This is a genomic window from Streptomyces sp. BL1 (genome assembly GCF_057628045.1).
Genome location: NZ_JBXYWZ010000002.1, coordinates 3,834,075 through 3,850,983 on the forward strand (window position 1 = coordinate 3,834,075; position 16,909 = coordinate 3,850,983).

A 16,909-nucleotide genomic window follows, 5' to 3' on the forward strand; every position below is an offset into this window, starting at 1 on the left:
TACGGCACGGCCCCCGCCGTTGACGAGCGTCCCCACCACGAGATGTAGGCCCGCCGGCCCCTGTATCCGCCGGAGTACGGGGCCCGCCGTAGACGGCGCGGGCACCCCTGCCCGGCGTGGGCAGCGGGTCCGCCCTTGGGGGCGGCTGCGCCGGATGTGCGGCCCCACCGCACGGGGCGGGCACACCTCCGAGGTGTGGGCAGCTGGTCCGCCCAAGGGGCGGAACGGGTGGGCACACCGAACCGCACCCGCGAGGTCTGTCCCGCCCGCACCCAACGCACGCGCCCCCATGAGGGGTTGGCCCCAGACCCGCCCCTACCCGTTTCTTCCGGGGCAGCCGCCCCGGCCCCCACCCGCGCTCCGCGCGAAACGGGGGGCTACGCCCTGCCCACGGGGGGGCGAGGGTAACCGGGGCTTCGCCCCGGACCCCACCGCGCTCCGCGCGGAAAGAACGCGGGGCTCCGCCCCTGCACCCCGCCATCCGGTGCACGGAGGCACCGCCCCGCGCGGGGGCGCGGGAGGAAGACCAGGGGCCCCGCCCCGGACCCCGCCGCGCTCCGCGCGGAAGAGCCGGGGGCTGCGCCCCCACCGCGCTCCGCGCGGAAAAACCGGGGCTGCGCCCCCTCGCGCTGCGCGCGAAAAACGTCAGGGCCGCCGCTCGTCCCACCGCAGCTCCGACTCCAGTTGCGCCGCGAGAGAGACGAGCCCCTCCTCCGCCCCCTCCGGGCCAAGGAGTTGGGCCCCCACGGGAAGCCCCCCAGGGGCGAACCCCGCAGGGACGTTCACCCCGGGCCACCCCAGCACGTTCCACGGCCAGGCATACGGGCACGCCTCCGTCATCGCGAAGTCCGTCCGCATCCCGCCCAGCCCGTCGAAGTGGCCGACCCGCGGCGCGGGTTGGGCCGTCGTCGGCGTGAGCAGCACGTCGTACTTCTCGAAGAGCGCACCGATCCGGCGGTGCTGGTGCGTCTCACGGGCGCGGGCCGCACGCAGCACGCGGCCGCCGAGACGGGTGCCCGTACGGACCGCTCCGCGGGTGCGGGCGTCGAAGAGGGCGGGGTCCGGGTAGCGGGCGGCACATTCGGCGATGCCCGCCGTGGCCCGCGGTACGAACCCGAGGCCGATCAGCCCGTACGCGGGCCTGGCCTCCTCGACCCGGTGCCCGAGCCGGGCCAGCGTCTCGGCGATGCCGTTGACGGCGCCGCGCACACCGGGGTCGAGCCGTACGGGCGTGGCCGTCAGCGGCGGCCGCCACGCGAGGGCGATGCGCAGCCGCCCCGGGTCGCGGTCCGCCGCGTCGAGCGTCCGTACGGGCGCGGGCCGGTGCAGATCCGTCGCGTGCTGGCCGGCCGCCAGGTCCAGCAGCAGTGCCGCGTCCCGGACGGTGCGCGCCAACGGCCCGTTCACGGTGAGGCCGTTGAAGGTCTCCGGGTACGGATGGGTGGAGATCCGGCCACGCTGCGGCTTGATGCCGACGAGGTGCGTCCACGCGGCGGGGATCCGTACGGAGCCCGCGCCGTCCGAGCCGAGCGCCGCCGGAACGAGCCCCGCGGCGACGGCCGCGGCGGAGCCGCCGGACGAACCGCCCGGCGTGTGACCGGTGTTCCACGGATTGCGGGTGGCGCCGAAGGCGGGGCCCTCGGTGAACGGCCACTGGCCCAGCTCGCACGAGTTTGTCTTGCCGACGATCACCGCCCCCGCGGCGCGCAGCCGCCGTACGGCCTCGGCGTCCTGCGAAGCGGGCGGCAGCTCCCCGCGGCAGCCGAACAGGGTCGGCAGGCCCGCCACGTCGGTGTCGTCCTTGACCGCCAACGGCACGCCCAGCAGCGGGCGTTCGCCGGTCCGGCCGTCCGCGCGGGCCCGGTCGGCCGCCTCGGCCTCCGCGAGCGCGGCCTCCTCCCGTACGCAGCGGAAGGCGTTCACCGTGTCCTGGGTGGCGGCGATCCGCCGCAGCGCGTCCCGTACGAGCGCGACGGACGTCGTCCGCCCCTCGTCCAGCGCGCGGACGGACTCGGCGAGCCCGGGGCTGTATCGCGTCGGCTCTCCCGGCTCCACCGGCTGCGCGGGCTGTGCGGCCACGAACATCCCTCCGAGTCAGTGTTCGTTCGAACGAACAGTCAGCAGAGGTTAGTTGCCCGCACCCCGGCGGATCAACGGGCCGCGCGGGGCCCCGGCGGATCGGCGCACCGCCTCGTGTGGGCCGTTGCCGATGCCGGGCGGCTGCGGTTCCGTCGTGGCCGGCTCCGCGCAGTTCCCCGCGCCCCTATTTGCACCGTTCCCCACGCCCGCGACTCAGCCGTCGACGCGGCTCAGCGCCCCGCCTCGTGTGGGCCGTTGCCGATGCCGGACGGCTGCGGTTCCGTCGTGGCCGGCTCCGCGCAGTTCCCCGCGCCCCTATTTGCGCCGTTCCCCGCGCCCGCGACTCAGCGGGTCGCGCCGCGCGGGGCGCGTACCAGTTGGAGTTCCAGCGCGTCCGGGGGCGCGGCGATGCCGGGGCCGCCGGCCTCGGCCCAGGCGATCAGGTCGTCCGTGCAGTCGTCGCCCATCGCCCAGCCGATCCAGGCCGACTTCCCGCCCCGCCGCCGTCCCTCGCCCGAGGGCTGCACCACGACGATGTTGGCCTGCTCGCACACGCCGAGGCAGTCGCTCGTACGGACGGCGAACCGGCCGCCCGACGCGTCCGCCGCGGCGTGGAACCGGTCGAGCTGCCAGGCGTGGTCCGTTCCCGGGTGCTTGCGCGGATTGCCGCAGCAGCATCCCCGGCACACCACGAGCGTGCACGGCCGGTTCCGGGCAGCCGTGGGCCGGAAGGAAGGGGTGGGAGTCATGTGTTCGACCCTATCCGGGGCCGCGCACACCCCGGGGCCCGGCCGCGACGGGCCGGGCCGGGGCGGTGCTTCGGCCCGCAACGGGCCGGTCCGGAGCGGGTCTTCGGACGTACCGCCCCGCGCGGATCGGCCGGGAGCGGGCCTTCGCGGATCGGCCGGCGCACGCCGGCCCTCGCGCCTCAGCCGGTCGCGGCGAGCAGCGGCGCCCCGCCGAGCGCCAGCGCGAACTGGTCGACGACCTGCCCGAGCGCCTCGCGCGCGCCGGGCGCCACCGACACCGAGCCGTCGTCCGCCGTGCTGATCTCCTTGTCCAGCACGAACCAGCCCTGCGTGATGTGCGCGGCGCCCATCGACGACAGCACGGGCCGCAGCGCGTAGTCGATGGCCAGCACGTGCGCGGTGCTGCCGCCGGTGGCCAGCGGCAGCACCGTCTTGCCGGTCAGCGCGTACTGCGGCAGCAGGTCGAGCAGGGACTTCAACAGGCCGGAGTACGCGGCCTTGTAGACGGGAGTGCCGACCACCACGCCGTCGGCCTGCCGGAACAGCTCCGTCGCCTCGACTATCGCCGGATGCCCGAAGTCGGCGCCCAGCAGCGCCTCGGCGGGGAGCGTACGGACGTCGAACGGGACGACGTCGTGGCCCTGCGCCGCGAGCCGGTCGTCGAGGTGGCGCAGCAGGCGCGCGGTGCGGGAGGTGGGGGACGGACTGCCGGAAACGGACAGGACGGTGGCCATGCGGAATTCTCCTCCGGTGAGGGCGTGGAACAGTGCGCTCGTGTCGCGGAGAGCGGTCCCTGCGGTCCGTAAGGCGCCCGTGGGCGCGACGGGGCGGGGCTCTCCTCAGCCGGTGCGCTGACAGAGCGCGCTGGAGACCCGCACGAGGTCGACGTGACGCCGCTGCGTGAGCGCCTGTCGTACGTTCATGCCGCGTCACCTCCCCGGCCCTCGGCCTCCCGGGGGGCAATTCCCCTGCCGGGTACGGCACTCCAGTCGATGCGTGTGAGTGCCACGCAGCGACTGTATCGGCGCCGCACCGTCCCGTCGAGACCGCCCCGACCGCCCCGGACCCCGCGCGGGGCGGTGTCCGGGGGCGCCGTCAGAGCGGGGTGACGGCCTTCAGGACCAGGAAGAGCGCCGCGGTCGCGTTCACGGAGGAGACCGCCGAGGCGGTGGTGCCGGCCGCGGCAATCATCGCGGCGAGCCCCGCCGGGCTGGCGGCCGGCGGCCAGCTGCGCGCGGGCGGTACGGGCCCGAGCAGCGCGGCGACCCGCCGCGGCACGGGGCCCACCGCGGCGAACCCGGCGAGCTCCGGCAGCACCCCCGACGTGCGGGACACCAGTGCCGCCTTGGCGACGGCCCGCGCGGTGGCCTTCCGGTCGCCGACGGCGCCCGCGGCCTCCTCGTCGGCCCAGCGCTCCGCGCCGTAGCCGACGGCCGAACGCAGCGGCCGCAGCAGCGGATTGGCGCACCCGGCCAGCCGTACGGCCAGCAGGAACCGGTGGTGGCGGGCGGCCAGATGGGCCCGCTCATGGGCCAGCAGCGCGTCCCGTTCGGCCGGGCCGAGACCGGCCAGCATCCCGCTGGAGACCACGACCCGCCCGGTGCCGCCACGTTCGGGCAGCGCGTACGCGTACGGCTCGTCGTCCGGCAGCACGGCGGGATCGGTGTCGACTCCGGCCAGGGCGCGCCGGGCGCGCGTCCGTACCCGGTAGTGGCGGCGCACCGTCGCGGCGCAGGCGCCGACGACCGCCACCAGCGCGGCGATCGCGGCGGACCCGGTGACGTCGGGGACCGGGACCATGGCCCGCACCTCCGGGTCGGACCAGGCGTCGGGCAGCGGGTTGCCGGGCAGCTGGGCCGTACCGACGACCATCAGCAGGCCGAGACAGAGCGTGCTGCACAGCGCGAGGACACAGCCGAGCGCCGTCAGCAGGCGGGTGACGCTGCGCGGATGCAGGTGCTGTTCGGCGAGGCGGGCTATCGGCAGCGCGCTCAGCGGCAGAACGAGCGGCAGGAAGACGAACACGCCCATGACTCAGGCACCGGCGTTCCCGTCGGCGTCCCCCGTGTGCTCCGCGGCTCCGGCGTCCCGCAGCAGATCGCGCATCAGCCGCTCGTCCTGCTCGGAGAGCGAGGAGACAAAGCTGGCCAGCACCGCGTCCCGGTCGGTCTCGCTGTCGAGGACCTTCCGCATGCGCAGCGCGGCGATGCCCGCCTCGTCGGCCGCGGGCGACCAGACGTAGGCCCGCCCGGACCGGGTGCGGTGCACGATCTCCTTCTCGTGCAGCCGGCCCAGGATCGTGACCACGGTCGTATAGGCCAGGCCCTCTCCGATCCGCTGCTGCACCCAGGCGGCGTTCACCGGCTCCGGGGCCGTGCGCAGCACGGACAGCACCCGGGCCTCCAACTCGCCCTGGCCACGCTTGCGGGCCCGCCGACGGCGCACTCCGCCGCCCTCGGCCTTCGCGTCACCGACCGCCATTCCGGCCCCTTTCCGCACGGAAGCCGCCCCGGGGTGGCCGGGGCGGCTTCGCATCCTACTGAGAGACGCGCCGCGATCCACCCCGGGCCTTTCGCCGCGGAGGTGGGATCACTCTGCGCCAACCCCGTCGGAATCACCCATTCCGGAGCGAACTCGCAGGCCACCCCCCTGACTTGGCAGTCAGCAGACCGCGTACTCTGTTCCGGCTACCGCGCGGTATGCCGACCGGCGCGGGGGATTTACGCTCCTTGTGCCGACTACTACAGTGCTGTCGATGTTCCCCCCGCTCCCCGTCGCTCCGCGCCCAGGTCATCCCGTACGTCACGACCGTTCCCGCTCGGAGGGCCGGTGACCAACAGTCTGCGCCAACGGAGTTCCCCGCTCCCCCCGGCCCACCCCGCAGCCCCCGCGGACGCCGCCGAACAGACCATGAAGCTCTCGGCCGTGGCGGTGGACACACCCCCGTCCGGCACCGGTGACCAGGCCCCCGCGGCCACCGGACCCGCCCCGGCGAAGTCGCGCCCCAAGCAGCGCGACCCGTTCTTCGACAACGCGAAGTACCTGGCGATCGTGCTCGTCGCGCTCGGCCACTCCTGGGAGCCGCTGCGCGACGGCTCGCGCGCCGCGGGCGCCCTCTATCTCTTCGTCTACACCTTCCACATGCCGGCCTTCATGGTCATCTCCGGCTACATGTCCCGGAGTTTCCAGGGGAAGCCCGAGCAGCTGAAGCGGCTGCTCACCGGCGTGGCCGTGCCGTACGTGCTGTTCGAGGTGGCGTACTCGCTCTTCAAGCGGTGGGCGGACGACGACCCGGGGCACCCCATCAGCCTGCTGGACCCCTGGTATCTGACGTGGTTCCTCATCGCGCTGTTCGTCTGGCGGCTGACCACGCCGGTGTGGAAGCTCGTGCGCTGGCCGGTGACGCTGTCCCTGGTCATCGCCGCGCTCGCCGCGGTCTCACCGGAGATCGGCAACGACCTCGACCTCCAACGGGTGCTGCAGTTCCTGCCGTTCTTCGTCATCGGCCTGAACCTCAGGCCCGCCCACTTCGACCTCGTCCGCACCCGTAAGGCCCGGATGGCGGCCCTGCCGGTGCTGGCTGTCGCGCTGGTCTTCTCGTACTGGGCCGTCGAGCGGATGAATGCCGCCTGGTTCTACCACCGGGACGCCGCACAGGACATGGGCGTGCCCTGGTACGTCGGCATCGTGATGACCTTCGCCATGTTCGGCTGCTCGATGGTGCTCACGGCCTGCTTCCTCGCCTGGGTCCCGCGCCGCCACATGTGGTGCACCGCACTGGGCGCCGGCACCCTGTACGGCTACCTGCTGCACGGCTTCCTCGCCAAGGGCTCCCGCTTCTGGGACTGGTACGAGGCGGACTGGACGCAGACCCCGTGGGGCGCCGTCGTCATCACCGTGTTCGCCGCGGCCCTCATCACGGCGCTGTGCACACCGCCCGTCCAGCGGGTCTTCCGGTGGGCCATGGAGCCCAAGATGCCCTGGGCCTTCCGCCAGGACCCCGCAGCCGCGGCGCGCAGCCGCCACCGCAAGGGCTGACGCCCCCTCAACTCCCCCGGACAGCAAGGGGCCCGGCCCGCAGTCGCCTTCACACCGGCTGCGGGCCGGGCCCCTTCCGTACACGTGTCCTCAGTCGTCCGGGCGCTCGCTCAGAATCTTCCCCGTGCCGGCGTCCAGCACCGTCTCGGTCTCCGCCGCGTCGCTGTCCCCGCCGGCGTCCGGGCTCGCGCTCGCCGGGTTCATCGTGTGCACCTGCCAGACGGTGGTGCCCTCCCGGTTCCGGTCGATCTCGGCCGACATCAGCTCCTCGCCGCGCTGCCGCTCGGACGCCTTCCGTACGGCGTCCGCCAGCGTCACCTTCGTGCCCTTGAGCTTGGCCGCGTCGTCGTCCCGGCCGTTCTTCACCCACTTGTCGTCGACCTTGCCGCCACTGTCCGAGACCCGTACCTCGTGCTGCTTACCGTCCTTGCCCGCCAGCTTCACCTCCCAGTCGCGCTGGCCCGCGTCGTCGTGCTCGATGTCGTAGGCCTTGCTGCCGGAGACCGCGTCCTCCGCCGTCTTCAGCGCCCGGATGCCGTTCCGTACGGAGGCGGGCGTCTCGACGGAGGACGGGGAGGTCGAGGAGGCCGACGGGGACGCGGACTTGGAGGGCGCCGAGGAGGTGCCGGACGAGCCCGGCCCCTCCTCGGATCCGGAGTCGGAGCAGCCGGCGAGGGCCGCGCCCAGCAGGAGACCGGCGATCCCGGCCACCGCGAGAGTTCTTCTGTTTCGTCGCATACGCACCTTTCTATCCACTAACTCCCGGAAGCCCGGGGAGGACAACGGCGAACATCCGCCAACTTCAGCCGCTTTGGTTCCCCGTGAGGCCCCTTGCCGCTACGTTCCCTTTCACCGCGTCCGTACGGAGACTTCCGGAGCCCCTGGCCCCCGGACCCCGGGCCCGCCGGGCCGGTGCCCCCCACGCCGCACAGCGCAGTCCGCCACACACCCGTAGGTAAGGACCCGACCGTGGACGCACCGATCCGAAGATCCGGAACACCGGCACACCACCGCAGACCGCGGCGCACCCTCGCCGTGCTCGCCGCCGGCGCCCTCGCCGCACCCCTGCTGCTGGCCGCCTCCGCCTCCCCCTCGCTCGCGGGCGAACGCGCCCCCGACCCGGGCAGGCAGGGCGAGAAGCTCGCCCGCGAACTGGTGAAGCGCAGCAGCGGCCAGCAGGCCCAGCGGCACCTCCAGATGTTCCAGGCGATAGCCAAGGCCAACGACGGCAACCGGGCGGCCGGCAGCCCCGGTCACGACAAGTCGGCGAAGTACGCCGGCGAACTGCTCAGGGCCGCGGGCTACAAGGTCACGTACCAGAACTTCGACTTCACCTACCGCGAGACGCTCGCCGAGAAGCTGGCCGTCACCTCCCCCTCGCCGCGGGACGTGCCGGTCAAGCTGATGACGTACACCAAGAGCACCCCGGTGGGCGGCATCGAGGCGGCCGTCGCCCCGGTCCCCGTGGACGAGGACGGCAGCAGCGGCTGCACGGCCTCCGACTACGCGGCGGGCGGCTACGAGGGGAAGATCGCGCTCATCAAGCGCGGCGCCTGCCCATTCGCCGAGAAGCAGGCAGCGGCGGCCGAGGCCGGCGCAGTCGGCGCGGTGATCTACAACAACACCGAGGGCGAACTGAACGGCACCCTCGGCGAGGCGTCCGCGGCCCGTATCCCCACCGGCGGCGTGACCCAGGCGGCCGGCGAGGCCCTGGCGGCCGACGCGGCCAAGGGCACGGTCACGGTGAACCTCGAACTCCGCGAGTTCCAGGAGCAGCGCACCACCCCGAACGTGATCGCCGAGACCAGGGGCGGCGCCAAGGGCGACACCGTGATGTTCGGCGCCCACCTCGACTCGGTCGCCGAGGGCCCCGGCATCAACGACAACGGCTCCGGCGCCGCGGGCATCCTGGAGACCGCCCTCCAGCTCGCCCGGGCACAGCAGAGCGGTCAGCAACCGCCGAACAAGGTGCGGTTCGCCCTCTGGTCTGCTGAGGAACTCGGCCTCCAGGGCTCGACGCACTACGTAGAGAAGCTGAGTGCGAGCGAACGCGAAAAGATCGCTCTCTACCTCAACTTCGACATGATCGCCTCACCGAACTACGGCCTGTTCGTCTACGACGGAGACGACTCCGACGGCACGGGCGCGGGCCCAGGACCCGAGGGCTCCGCCGAACTCGAGGCCCGCATCAACTCCTTCCTCACCTCCCGCGGCGAGACCCCGCGCGGCACCGATTTCGACGGACGCTCCGACTACGGCCCGTTCATCGAGACCGGCATTCCCGCAGGCGGCACCTTCACCGGCGCCGAGGGCCTGAAGACGGCCGAGCAGCAGAAGCTGTGGGGCGGCACGGCGGGCAAGGCGTACGACAGCTGCTACCACCAGAGCTGCGACGATCTCCGCAACATCGACAAGAAGGCGTTCGACGTCAACATCAAGACGATCGCCGACTCGGTCGGGCGGTACGCCTGGGACACCCGCACTCTCCCGTAACAGAGGGGATACGGACCCCCGCCGGGTGTCACCGAGCGCGCCAGGAGGCTGCGCTCGGTGGCACCGGCCCGGTAGGCTTTCCGTGTGATCTTCAAGCGAATCGGAAACGGGCGGCCGTACCCCGACCACGGCCGGGAGAGCACCCGCCAGTGGGCGGATGTCGCCCCACGCCCGGTGCGCCTTGACCAACTGGTCACCACCAAGGGCCAGCTCGACCTCGAGACCCTCCTCGCGGAGGACTCGACGTTCTACGGCGACCTGTTCGCGCACGTCGTGAAATGGCAGGGCGACCTCTATCTGGAGGACGGCCTGCACCGCGCCGTCCGGGCCGCCCTGCAGCAGCGCCAGGTGCTGCACGCCCGCGTCCTGGAGCTCGACGCCCCCGTCGCCTGACCGCGGCCGGGCCCCCGGCTGACGGGGGCTCAGCCGTCGCGGCCGCACGGCCTGTTGCGCCGTCCGGTGGGGGCACCCCCTCCTGGCCGATCAGCTTGTAGGCATAGTGCTGTCCCGGCATTACGCTGCGCTCATGAGCATGCTCACTCCACCCGGCATGGGCGGCAGGTACGGCAAGTACCGCCTCAAGGGCGACCACTACGGCTATGCGGGCCGCCGCCGCAGTCGCGGCCGGGTGGTCCTCGCCTCCGTTGCGGCCATCGTGGCCCTGACCGTGCTCGGCTGGGGCACGTTGCAGCTCATCGACGTCTTCTCGGGCAGCGAGAAGGCCAGCGCGTCGGGCAGCGGCACCCGCGGCGCCGCCGCCTGCGACAAGAGCGCCAAGAGCGAGGCCAAGGCAGGCGGCAAGAACGGCGACAAGGCCGGCGGGAAGAACGCCGAGCCGGCCGGGGACCGTGCGAAGCCGAAGGCGAGCAAGGGCCCGAAGCCCAAGGGCATCGATCTCCCCGACCCGGACGAGATCCCCGTCAACGTCTACAACGCCACCTCGAAGAGCGGCCTCGCCAAGTCCACGGCCGACGAGCTGAAGAAGCGCGGCTTCCGCATCGGCAAGGTCGACAACGCCTCCCCCGCGCTGAAGAAGAAGGCCAAGGCGAACGCCAACGGGATGCTGATCGGCACCCCCGGCAAGCAGACGACCGACCGCATGAGGGTCCTCGGCCTCCAGATGAAGGGCGCCGAGACCGGCTACGACCAGCGCAAGGGCGGGGACATCGACCTGGTCATCGGCGACGGCTCCAAGAAGCTCACGCCGGAGAAGGAAGCCGACAAGGCCTTGAAGAACCTCACCGACCCCCAGCCGGAGCCGGCGCACACCCCGAAGCCCAAGCCCAGCCCCTCGCACACCTGCTGACGCCGCGCCAGGTCCGACGGCACCGCGACAGGCGCGACGGCACCGGAACAGAGGCCGGCCCCGGAACGGATTCCCGTTCCGGGGCCGGCCTCTGTCACAGCGGGGCGGGGGCCGTCAGCCGGCCGTCCCGTACATCCGGTCGCCGGCGTCGCCGAGCCCCGGCACGATGAAGCCGTTCTCGTCGAGCCGCTCGTCGATCGAGGCGGTCACCACGGTCACCGGGGCGCCGGCCAGCTCGCGCTCCATCACCTCGACGCCCTCCGGCGCCGCCAGCAGACAGATCGCCGTCACGTCGTCGGCGCCGCGCCGGATCATCTCCTGGATGGCCACGACGAGCGTGCCGCCGGTCGCCAGCATCGGGTCGAGTACGTACACCTGCCGCCCGGACAGATCGTCGGGCATCCGGTTCGCGTACGTCGTGGCCTGCAGCGTCTCCTCGTCGCGCATCATGCCGAGGAAGCCGACCTCCGCCGTGGGCAGCAGCCGGGTCATGCCCTCCAGCATGCCGAGACCCGCCCGGATGATCGGCACGACCAGCGGGCGCGGATGCCGCAGCCGCACACCGGTGGTGCCGGTGACCGGCGTACGGATGGCGGCCTCCTCGGTGCGCACATCCCGGGTCGCTTCGTACGCGAGAAGCGTCACCAGCTCGTCCGCCAGCCGGCGGAAGGTGGGGGAGTCGGTGCGCTCATCGCGCAGGGTGGTGAGTTTGTGCGCCACCAGGGGGTGGTCGACGACGTGGGTCCGCATGCTTCGACGGTAGCCGAGACGCCACCCGGGGTCGCACTGGCGTACCCCTGCTGTTTGGGGGGAAGGTGGGCGGTACGCCGGGAGGTGTGCAAATGTCCGAACCTCAGCAGCCCAGCGGGACACGGGAGTCGAAGGCCGTACGCCGGGAGCGCGCGGATCCCGACCGGCTGCGCCGCAGAGCCCGCTTTCTCCGAGAGCTGAACGAGGCGAAGGAGCTCCGCGAGCGCGTCCAGCCGCGGCGCGCACGGGCGGCACGGATGCGGCAGCAGATGCGGATGCGCACCTTTCGCTGGTGACCGAGCGTCGCCGTCGGCCAACTCACCGATGAGTTCCGGGAAAACACCAGCACGACGCACTGCCGAAGACCCTTCGCACAGCCCTGGTTTCTGCCACGATTCCGAGGGGGCGGGGCGATGCACCTCCATGTACCTCGCCGCTGCCAGCAACTCCGGGCACATCCGAAACCAGTGGGAGAGTCACGGTGTACTTCGCCGCACTGCTCGCGCGCACCGAAGACGGGTGGGAAGCGAGCGACACAGAGCTAGACGATGTGGAGACCCTCGCCGACCTGGCCGATCTGGCCCGTGAGGCCGCGACCGAGGACGAGACCGTACTGGTCTGCATCGAGCAGGAGGGTCAGTGGTTCGGCGTCGTGAGAGTGGACGGCGAGGACGACCCGCGCGTCTTCGTCTCCGACGCGGCCGCCGCCATGCGCAGTTCGTACGGGGAGATACTGCTCTCCGACGAACTGCTGGGCCGGGAACCCGAGGATCCGTCCGTACTGGACCAGCTCACCGACCTGGACGGCACCGAGGACGGTGAGCCGGAGCAGTCCGGCGACGATGACGGGGACGGCGAAGAGAGCGTCTCGGCCGCGGCCGAGACGGGCGGCGCCGACACGGCACCTCCCGGCCCGATCGGCCCCGCGGACCTCCTGTCCGACTTCGGCCTCGAGGAGAAGGCGCTGCTCTCGCTCACCCCGCAGGACGCGCTGAGCGAGGTCGCCGACGCGCTCGGCTGCCCGGACGTACTGGAGGCGGTGCGCTGATCCGCGGCGGCGGGGCGGTGGACACTGTTCCCATGAGCGATGCCACCCCCGCCCCGCCGGCCGCCGACCCTGTACGCGACCCGTGGCGGCCCGGCATGCGCGAAGCACTCGCCGAGGCCGCCCTCGCACCCCGTACCGGAGACGTACCGGTCGGGGCCGTCGTGCTCGGCCCGGACGGCACCGTGCTGGGCCGCGGGCACAACGAGCGGGAGGCGACCGGCGATCCGACCGGCCACGCCGAGGTCGTCGCCGTCCGCGCGGCGGCCCGCGCCCGCGGCGAATGGCGGCTCTCCGGCTGCACCCTCCTCGTCACCCTCGAGCCCTGCACGATGTGCGCGGGCGCGATCGTGCTGTCCCGGCTCGACCGGGTGGTCTACGGGGCGGCCGATCCGAAGGCGGGCGCGGCCGGATCGCTGTGGGACGTCGTACGCGACCGCCGGCTCAACCACCGGCCGGAAGTCATCAATGCCGTTCTCGCCCCGGAATGCGGGGACCTGCTCACCGACTTCTTCCGCTCCGCACGACCGGACCCGGACGCCGATTTGGGCAGACGGCCCCCTGTTGGCTAGAGTTCCTCTCGGTAGCGTGTCCGAGCGGCCGAAGGAGCTCGCCTCGAAAGCGAGTGAGGGGAAACTCTCCGTGGGTTCAAATCCCACCGCTACCGCTCTTACGGCGAAGGGCCGGACCCGAGGGTCCGGCCCTTCGCCGTTTCTGTCTCCGCCGCCGTTGCGGAATGCCTTCCGCCGAGGAGCCGGCCGCCGCGGGGTGGGACAGAGGGACACGTGCGGGGGAAGCGGCCGGGGGGACACGCCGCTTCCCCCGAGGGGCAGGACGCCGGTCCGCACCGCGATCAGGGAGGGGGAGATGCGCGTGCCGGACCCCGCAGGGCGTCCCGCCGTACGCCCCCGGATTCCTGCCAGGACCCGAGGGACTGTGTCTCCATGGTGCGCGTTCCGCGGGCAGCGGATCAGCGGCAAAGGGCCCTGATTCCGAGGGCTTTGGTCCCGTTGGCCGGGATCATGCTCTGGCCTGCTCTGGTTAGACTCACCCGATCGCACAGGGCTCCCGGGCAGTCGTGGAGGGACAGGGGATGGTGCAAGCGAAGAAGGTTTCGCTCTATATCGTGCTGGTCTTCGTGCTGTACACGATCATCACTTCACCGGACCGCGCGGCGGACCTCGTGCAGATCGGCTTCGAGGGGATCTCCAGCGCGGCGCAGGGCGTCGGCCGTTTCATGACGGAACTGGTCAGCTGACGGCAGTCGCGCAGACCTCCCTCCTCCACCCCGTTCGCCTGTGCGGACGGGGTTCTTCGTGTGCCGTACGGAAATGGCGTGCGTCCCAGTTCAGAGCGGGTGAATTGCACCAACTGGCGAACAACACGGCGTAATACGGTGCTTGCACACTGTGCACATGTCTTGTGATGCTATGACCGCTTTGTGCGGAAGACTGGACGATACCGGCGTGCACGGTGAAGAAGGAGTGGTGGCTGAGTGGCGGCGACCCAGACCCGAGTGAGCCGTGGCGCGGACGCCCGGGCACTCACCCAGGTGCTCTTCGAGCAGCTGGCCGGGCTGGAGCAGGACTCGTCCGAGTACGCCCGGGTCAGGGAAGCGCTGATCGAGGCCAATCTGCCGCTGGTGCGGTATGTCGCAGCGCGCTTCCGCAGCCGCAACGAGCCGATGGAGGACGTGGTCCAGGTCGGCACCATCGGTCTGATCAACGCCATCGACAGGTTCGACCCGGCGCGCGGCGTGCAGTTCCCGACCTTCGCGATGCCCACGGTCATCGGGGAGATCCGGCGCTACTTCCGGGACAACGTCCGTACGGTGCACGTACCGCGCCGGCTGCACGAGATGTGGGTGCAGGTCAGCAGCGCGACGGAGGACCTCACCACGCTGCTCGGCCGGTCGCCGACCAACGCGGAGATCGCCGAGCGGCTGCAGCTGACCGAGGACGAGGTGCTCGCCTGCATCGAGGCCGGACGGGCGTACCGCGCAACATCGTTGGAGGCCGCACAGGAGCGCGAGGACGGCGCTCCGGGCCTTCAGGACCGGCTCGGTTACGAGGATCCGGAACTGGACGGAGTCGAACACCGCGATCTCGTACGGCATCTGCTCGTCCAGCTTCCCGAGCGGGAGCAGCGGATCCTGCTGCTGCGCTACTACCGGAATCTGACGCAATCGCAGATCAGTGCGGAGCTCGGCGTCTCGCAGATGCATGTGTCACGGCTGCTGGCCCGCAGTTTCGCGCGGCTTCGTGCCGCAAATCGGATCGACGCGTAACCGGAACGAGCGACACCTCCCCCGAACTCACGGGCTTCATCTGTGCAGTTTTATCGACATGAAGCTACGTCGCGTTGCTGACTTGTGACATTCTGCAAGAGCTGCGTTTGCCGTGGCGGCGCTCCCGGTATTCAGGGGGAGGTGTCTCCCTCTTGCGAGGGCGCCGCTGCGACCCGTCCGCGACCTCAAGGGGGTGGCATGTCCGTAGAACTGGGCAGCTCCAAGGTGCTCACTGAGTCGAAGGTGCTCACCGAGATCACGACCGCCGACGCACAGCACGAGGTGCTGGAGGACGTCTCCGCAGAGCCCGAAGTCCCAGGCCTGCCAGGCCAGTCCGACGGCTCGGCGGCCGTCGCGCCCGAGGCGGCGCCGGCGGATTCCCTCGACACCCGCACCCTGTCCCGCTCCCTCTTCCTGCGGCTGGCCACGCTCGACCGCGACGGCGCGGACAGCCGCGACAGTGCCGAGCGCACCTATGTGCGGGACACCCTGATCGAGCTGAACCTCCCGCTCGTGCGGTATGCGGCGGCCCGCTTCCGCAGCCGCAACGAGCCGATGGAGGACATCGTCCAGGTCGGCACCATCGGCCTGATCAAGGCGATCGACCGCTTCGACTGCGAACGGGGCGTGGAATTCCCCACGTTCGCGATGCCGACAGTCGTCGGGGAGATCAAGCGGTTCTTCCGGGACACGTCGTGGTCCGTCCGGGTGCCGCGGCGGCTCCAGGAGCTGCGGCTGGCACTCACCAAGGCAAGCGACGACCTGTCGCAGACCCTGGACCGCTCGCCGACCGTGACCGAACTCGCGGACTGCCTCGGGGTGTCCGAGGAGGACGTGGTCGACGGACTGGCGGTGGGCAACGCCTACACGGCCTCCTCGCTGGACTCCCCCGCGATGGAGGAGGACGGCGGCGAGGGCTCGCTGGCGGACCGGCTGGGCTACGAGGACGGCGCCCTGGAGGGCGTGGAGTACCGCGAGTCCCTGAAGCCGCTGCTGGCCAAACTGCCTCCCAGGGAACGGCAGATCATCATGCTGCGGTTCTTCGCCAACATGACCCAGTCGCAGATCGGTGAGGAGGTCGGCATCTCGCAGATGCACGTCTCGCGCCTGCTGACCCGTACGCTCACCCAGCTGCGCGAGGGGCTGATCGCGGAGGACTAGTGGAGACGGGAGGACCGGTTGCCACGGGGGATACGACGCGACGCGGGGTTCACATCTGACACACCGTCAGCGACACTGCCGGAATGCGACAGCGGCTACGACAACAGGGCGCGGCCTTCCGGAAGTTCGCGAAGAGCCGCCGGGGCGGCGGCACACTGACCGCCTCGGCGGCTCTGCTGTGTGCCGGCGCGCTGCTGACGGCGGGCAGTGACGGCGGCGGACAGACCCCGTACGTCGCGGTCGGCTCGGCCGGGCAGCCGGCATCCGGCGCCTCCGGCGCGAAGGGCCGTACGGTGCCGCCCGAGGACGGCGTACGGATGGTCCCGCTGCCCCGGGAGGGCGGCGGACAGAGCGGCGGACCCTCCGGAGAGGCCCCGGCGGATCCCCCGCCGGCCTCCGCGGCACCTCCGCAGTCTCCTTCGGCCGGCCCGGGAGCGGCCGGCCCGGAGGCTGGCACCCCGGAGGCGGGCGGCGGACGGGCCGGATCCGGCGGCGACAGCGGCGCCGGTACGGGCGCCGGCAACGGGTCTCCGGAGAACGGGAGTTCACCTCCCGGCGGGGACGCCGCGGCACAGCCCACGGGGCCGCCCGTCCTGCACGTGAGCAAGCCGAAGAGCGCGAAGCGCGGCGCGGGCGACGAGCGGTGGTGCGAGAAGGTGACCGTGGTCTTCCGCAACACGGGCGGCCGGAGCGTCGAGTCCGGCACGGTCACGTTCGAGACGCACATCATCGGCGCGCTCGGAGTCGACTGGGGAACGGTCAAGAGCGAGCGGAAGCTGCCCGCGCCGGTCGAGCCCGGCGAGCGGAAGAAGAAGTCCTGGAAGGTGTGCGTGGACCCGTGGCGGGTGCCGCTGGGCATGCACACCGAGACCCAGGACCTCGGCACCGGAGACCTGGGCCCCCGGGAAGCGCGGACCGCGGACGAAGCACGGACCGCGAACGAGAAGCCCTGACCGGAAGTGACGCCGGCCGGTGGTGATGCCGGCCAGCGGTGTCGCCGG

At 72.1% G+C, this 16,909-nt stretch carries 19 protein-coding genes and 1 tRNA gene; 12 read left to right on the forward strand and 8 right to left on the reverse strand.

Going from position 1 to position 16,909, the window contains the following annotated elements; all coding sequences use genetic code 11:
- Positions 1-645: 645 nt before the first annotated feature.
- The 6 genes from AC3AGO_RS16905 to AC3AGO_RS16930 form a co-directional block, all read right to left on the reverse strand.
- Positions 646-2,079 carry an amidase gene (locus AC3AGO_RS16905; RefSeq protein ID WP_487821038.1) on the reverse strand — a complete coding sequence of 478 codons (1,434 nt, stop codon included), beginning with the start codon at positions 2,077-2,079 and terminating at the stop codon, positions 646-648.
- 344 nt (positions 2,080-2,423) lie between these two features.
- Positions 2,424-2,828: a (2Fe-2S) ferredoxin domain-containing protein gene (locus AC3AGO_RS16910; protein WP_487821039.1), complete on the reverse strand. Its 405-nt coding sequence runs from the start codon at positions 2,826-2,828 to the stop codon at positions 2,424-2,426.
- 179 nt (positions 2,829-3,007) lie between these two features.
- Positions 3,008-3,562: an NADPH-dependent FMN reductase gene (gene ssuE, locus AC3AGO_RS16915; RefSeq protein ID WP_487821040.1), complete on the reverse strand. Its 555-nt coding sequence runs from the start codon at positions 3,560-3,562 to the stop codon at positions 3,008-3,010.
- Positions 3,563-3,667: 105 nt separating this feature from the next.
- The gene (locus tag AC3AGO_RS16920; protein WP_487824687.1) at positions 3,668-3,751 is read right to left on the reverse strand and encodes a putative leader peptide; all 84 of its coding nucleotides are present in this window, start codon (positions 3,749-3,751) and stop codon (positions 3,668-3,670) included.
- Positions 3,752-3,923: 172 nt separating this feature from the next.
- Complete coding sequence (locus tag AC3AGO_RS16925) at positions 3,924-4,859, reverse strand: M56 family metallopeptidase (protein ID WP_487821041.1); 936 nt, start codon at positions 4,857-4,859, stop codon at positions 3,924-3,926.
- A gap of 3 nt (positions 4,860-4,862) precedes the next feature.
- Positions 4,863-5,309: a BlaI/MecI/CopY family transcriptional regulator gene (locus tag AC3AGO_RS16930; RefSeq protein ID WP_487821042.1), complete on the reverse strand. Its 447-nt coding sequence runs from the start codon at positions 5,307-5,309 to the stop codon at positions 4,863-4,865.
- A gap of 348 nt (positions 5,310-5,657) precedes the next feature.
- Here AC3AGO_RS16930 and AC3AGO_RS16935 point away from each other — a divergent pair, with 348 nt between their 5' ends.
- Complete coding sequence (locus AC3AGO_RS16935) at positions 5,658-6,866, forward strand: acyltransferase family protein (RefSeq protein ID WP_487821043.1); 1,209 nt, start codon at positions 5,658-5,660, stop codon at positions 6,864-6,866.
- Between the two features lie 90 nt (positions 6,867-6,956).
- Here the strand turns inward: AC3AGO_RS16935 and AC3AGO_RS16940 are convergent, their stop codons facing one another.
- Positions 6,957-7,604, reverse strand: a complete 648-nt coding sequence (locus tag AC3AGO_RS16940; RefSeq protein WP_487821044.1) for a PepSY domain-containing protein — start codon at positions 7,602-7,604, stop codon at positions 6,957-6,959.
- A 231-nt stretch (positions 7,605-7,835) separates the two neighbouring features.
- On the opposite strand from AC3AGO_RS16940, the gene AC3AGO_RS16945 reads away from it, so the two are divergent.
- The 3 genes from AC3AGO_RS16945 to AC3AGO_RS16955 all read left to right on the forward strand — a co-directional run bounded on the left by AC3AGO_RS16945 (position 7,836) and on the right by AC3AGO_RS16955 (position 10,665).
- Positions 7,836-9,359, forward strand: coding sequence for a M28 family metallopeptidase (locus tag AC3AGO_RS16945; protein WP_487821045.1), 1,524 nt, complete (start codon positions 7,836-7,838; stop codon positions 9,357-9,359).
- A gap of 84 nt (positions 9,360-9,443) precedes the next feature.
- Positions 9,444-9,752 carry a type II toxin-antitoxin system VapB family antitoxin gene (locus AC3AGO_RS16950; protein WP_487821046.1) on the forward strand — a complete coding sequence of 103 codons (309 nt, stop codon included), beginning with the start codon at positions 9,444-9,446 and terminating at the stop codon, positions 9,750-9,752.
- Between the two features lie 133 nt (positions 9,753-9,885).
- Complete coding sequence (locus tag AC3AGO_RS16955; protein WP_487821047.1) at positions 9,886-10,665, forward strand: LytR C-terminal domain-containing protein; 780 nt, start codon at positions 9,886-9,888, stop codon at positions 10,663-10,665.
- A 114-nt stretch (positions 10,666-10,779) separates the two neighbouring features.
- Here the strand turns inward: AC3AGO_RS16955 and upp are convergent, their stop codons facing one another.
- Positions 10,780-11,415 carry a uracil phosphoribosyltransferase gene (gene upp, locus AC3AGO_RS16960; protein WP_487821048.1) on the reverse strand — a complete coding sequence of 212 codons (636 nt, stop codon included), beginning with the start codon at positions 11,413-11,415 and terminating at the stop codon, positions 10,780-10,782.
- A gap of 92 nt (positions 11,416-11,507) precedes the next feature.
- Here upp and AC3AGO_RS16965 point away from each other — a divergent pair, with 92 nt between their 5' ends.
- From AC3AGO_RS16965 to AC3AGO_RS17000, 8 genes are all read left to right on the forward strand, one after another.
- On the forward strand, positions 11,508-11,711 hold the full coding sequence (locus tag AC3AGO_RS16965; RefSeq protein ID WP_487821049.1) for a hypothetical protein: 204 nt from the start codon (positions 11,508-11,510) through the stop codon (positions 11,709-11,711).
- 185 nt (positions 11,712-11,896) lie between these two features.
- The gene (locus AC3AGO_RS16970; protein WP_487821050.1) at positions 11,897-12,463 is read left to right on the forward strand and encodes a tRNA adenosine deaminase-associated protein; all 567 of its coding nucleotides are present in this window, start codon (positions 11,897-11,899) and stop codon (positions 12,461-12,463) included.
- A 32-nt stretch (positions 12,464-12,495) separates the two neighbouring features.
- Entirely contained in the window at positions 12,496-13,032 is a 537-nt protein-coding gene (gene tadA, locus AC3AGO_RS16975; RefSeq protein WP_487821051.1) for a tRNA adenosine(34) deaminase TadA, read from the forward strand.
- A 10-nt stretch (positions 13,033-13,042) separates the two neighbouring features.
- Positions 13,043-13,127 (forward strand) — tRNA-Ser (locus tag AC3AGO_RS16980).
- Positions 13,128-13,553: 426 nt separating this feature from the next.
- Entirely contained in the window at positions 13,554-13,718 is a 165-nt protein-coding gene (locus AC3AGO_RS16985; protein ID WP_487821052.1) for a hypothetical protein, read from the forward strand.
- 237 nt (positions 13,719-13,955) lie between these two features.
- Positions 13,956-14,747: an RNA polymerase sigma factor SigF gene (locus AC3AGO_RS16990; RefSeq protein ID WP_487821053.1), complete on the forward strand. Its 792-nt coding sequence runs from the start codon at positions 13,956-13,958 to the stop codon at positions 14,745-14,747.
- Positions 14,748-14,945: 198 nt separating this feature from the next.
- On the forward strand, positions 14,946-15,908 hold the full coding sequence (locus tag AC3AGO_RS16995) for an RNA polymerase sigma factor SigF (RefSeq protein ID WP_487821054.1): 963 nt from the start codon (positions 14,946-14,948) through the stop codon (positions 15,906-15,908).
- Positions 15,909-15,991: 83 nt separating this feature from the next.
- Entirely contained in the window at positions 15,992-16,861 is an 870-nt protein-coding gene (locus AC3AGO_RS17000; protein ID WP_487821055.1) for a hypothetical protein, read from the forward strand.
- Positions 16,862-16,909 lie beyond the last annotated feature (48 nt).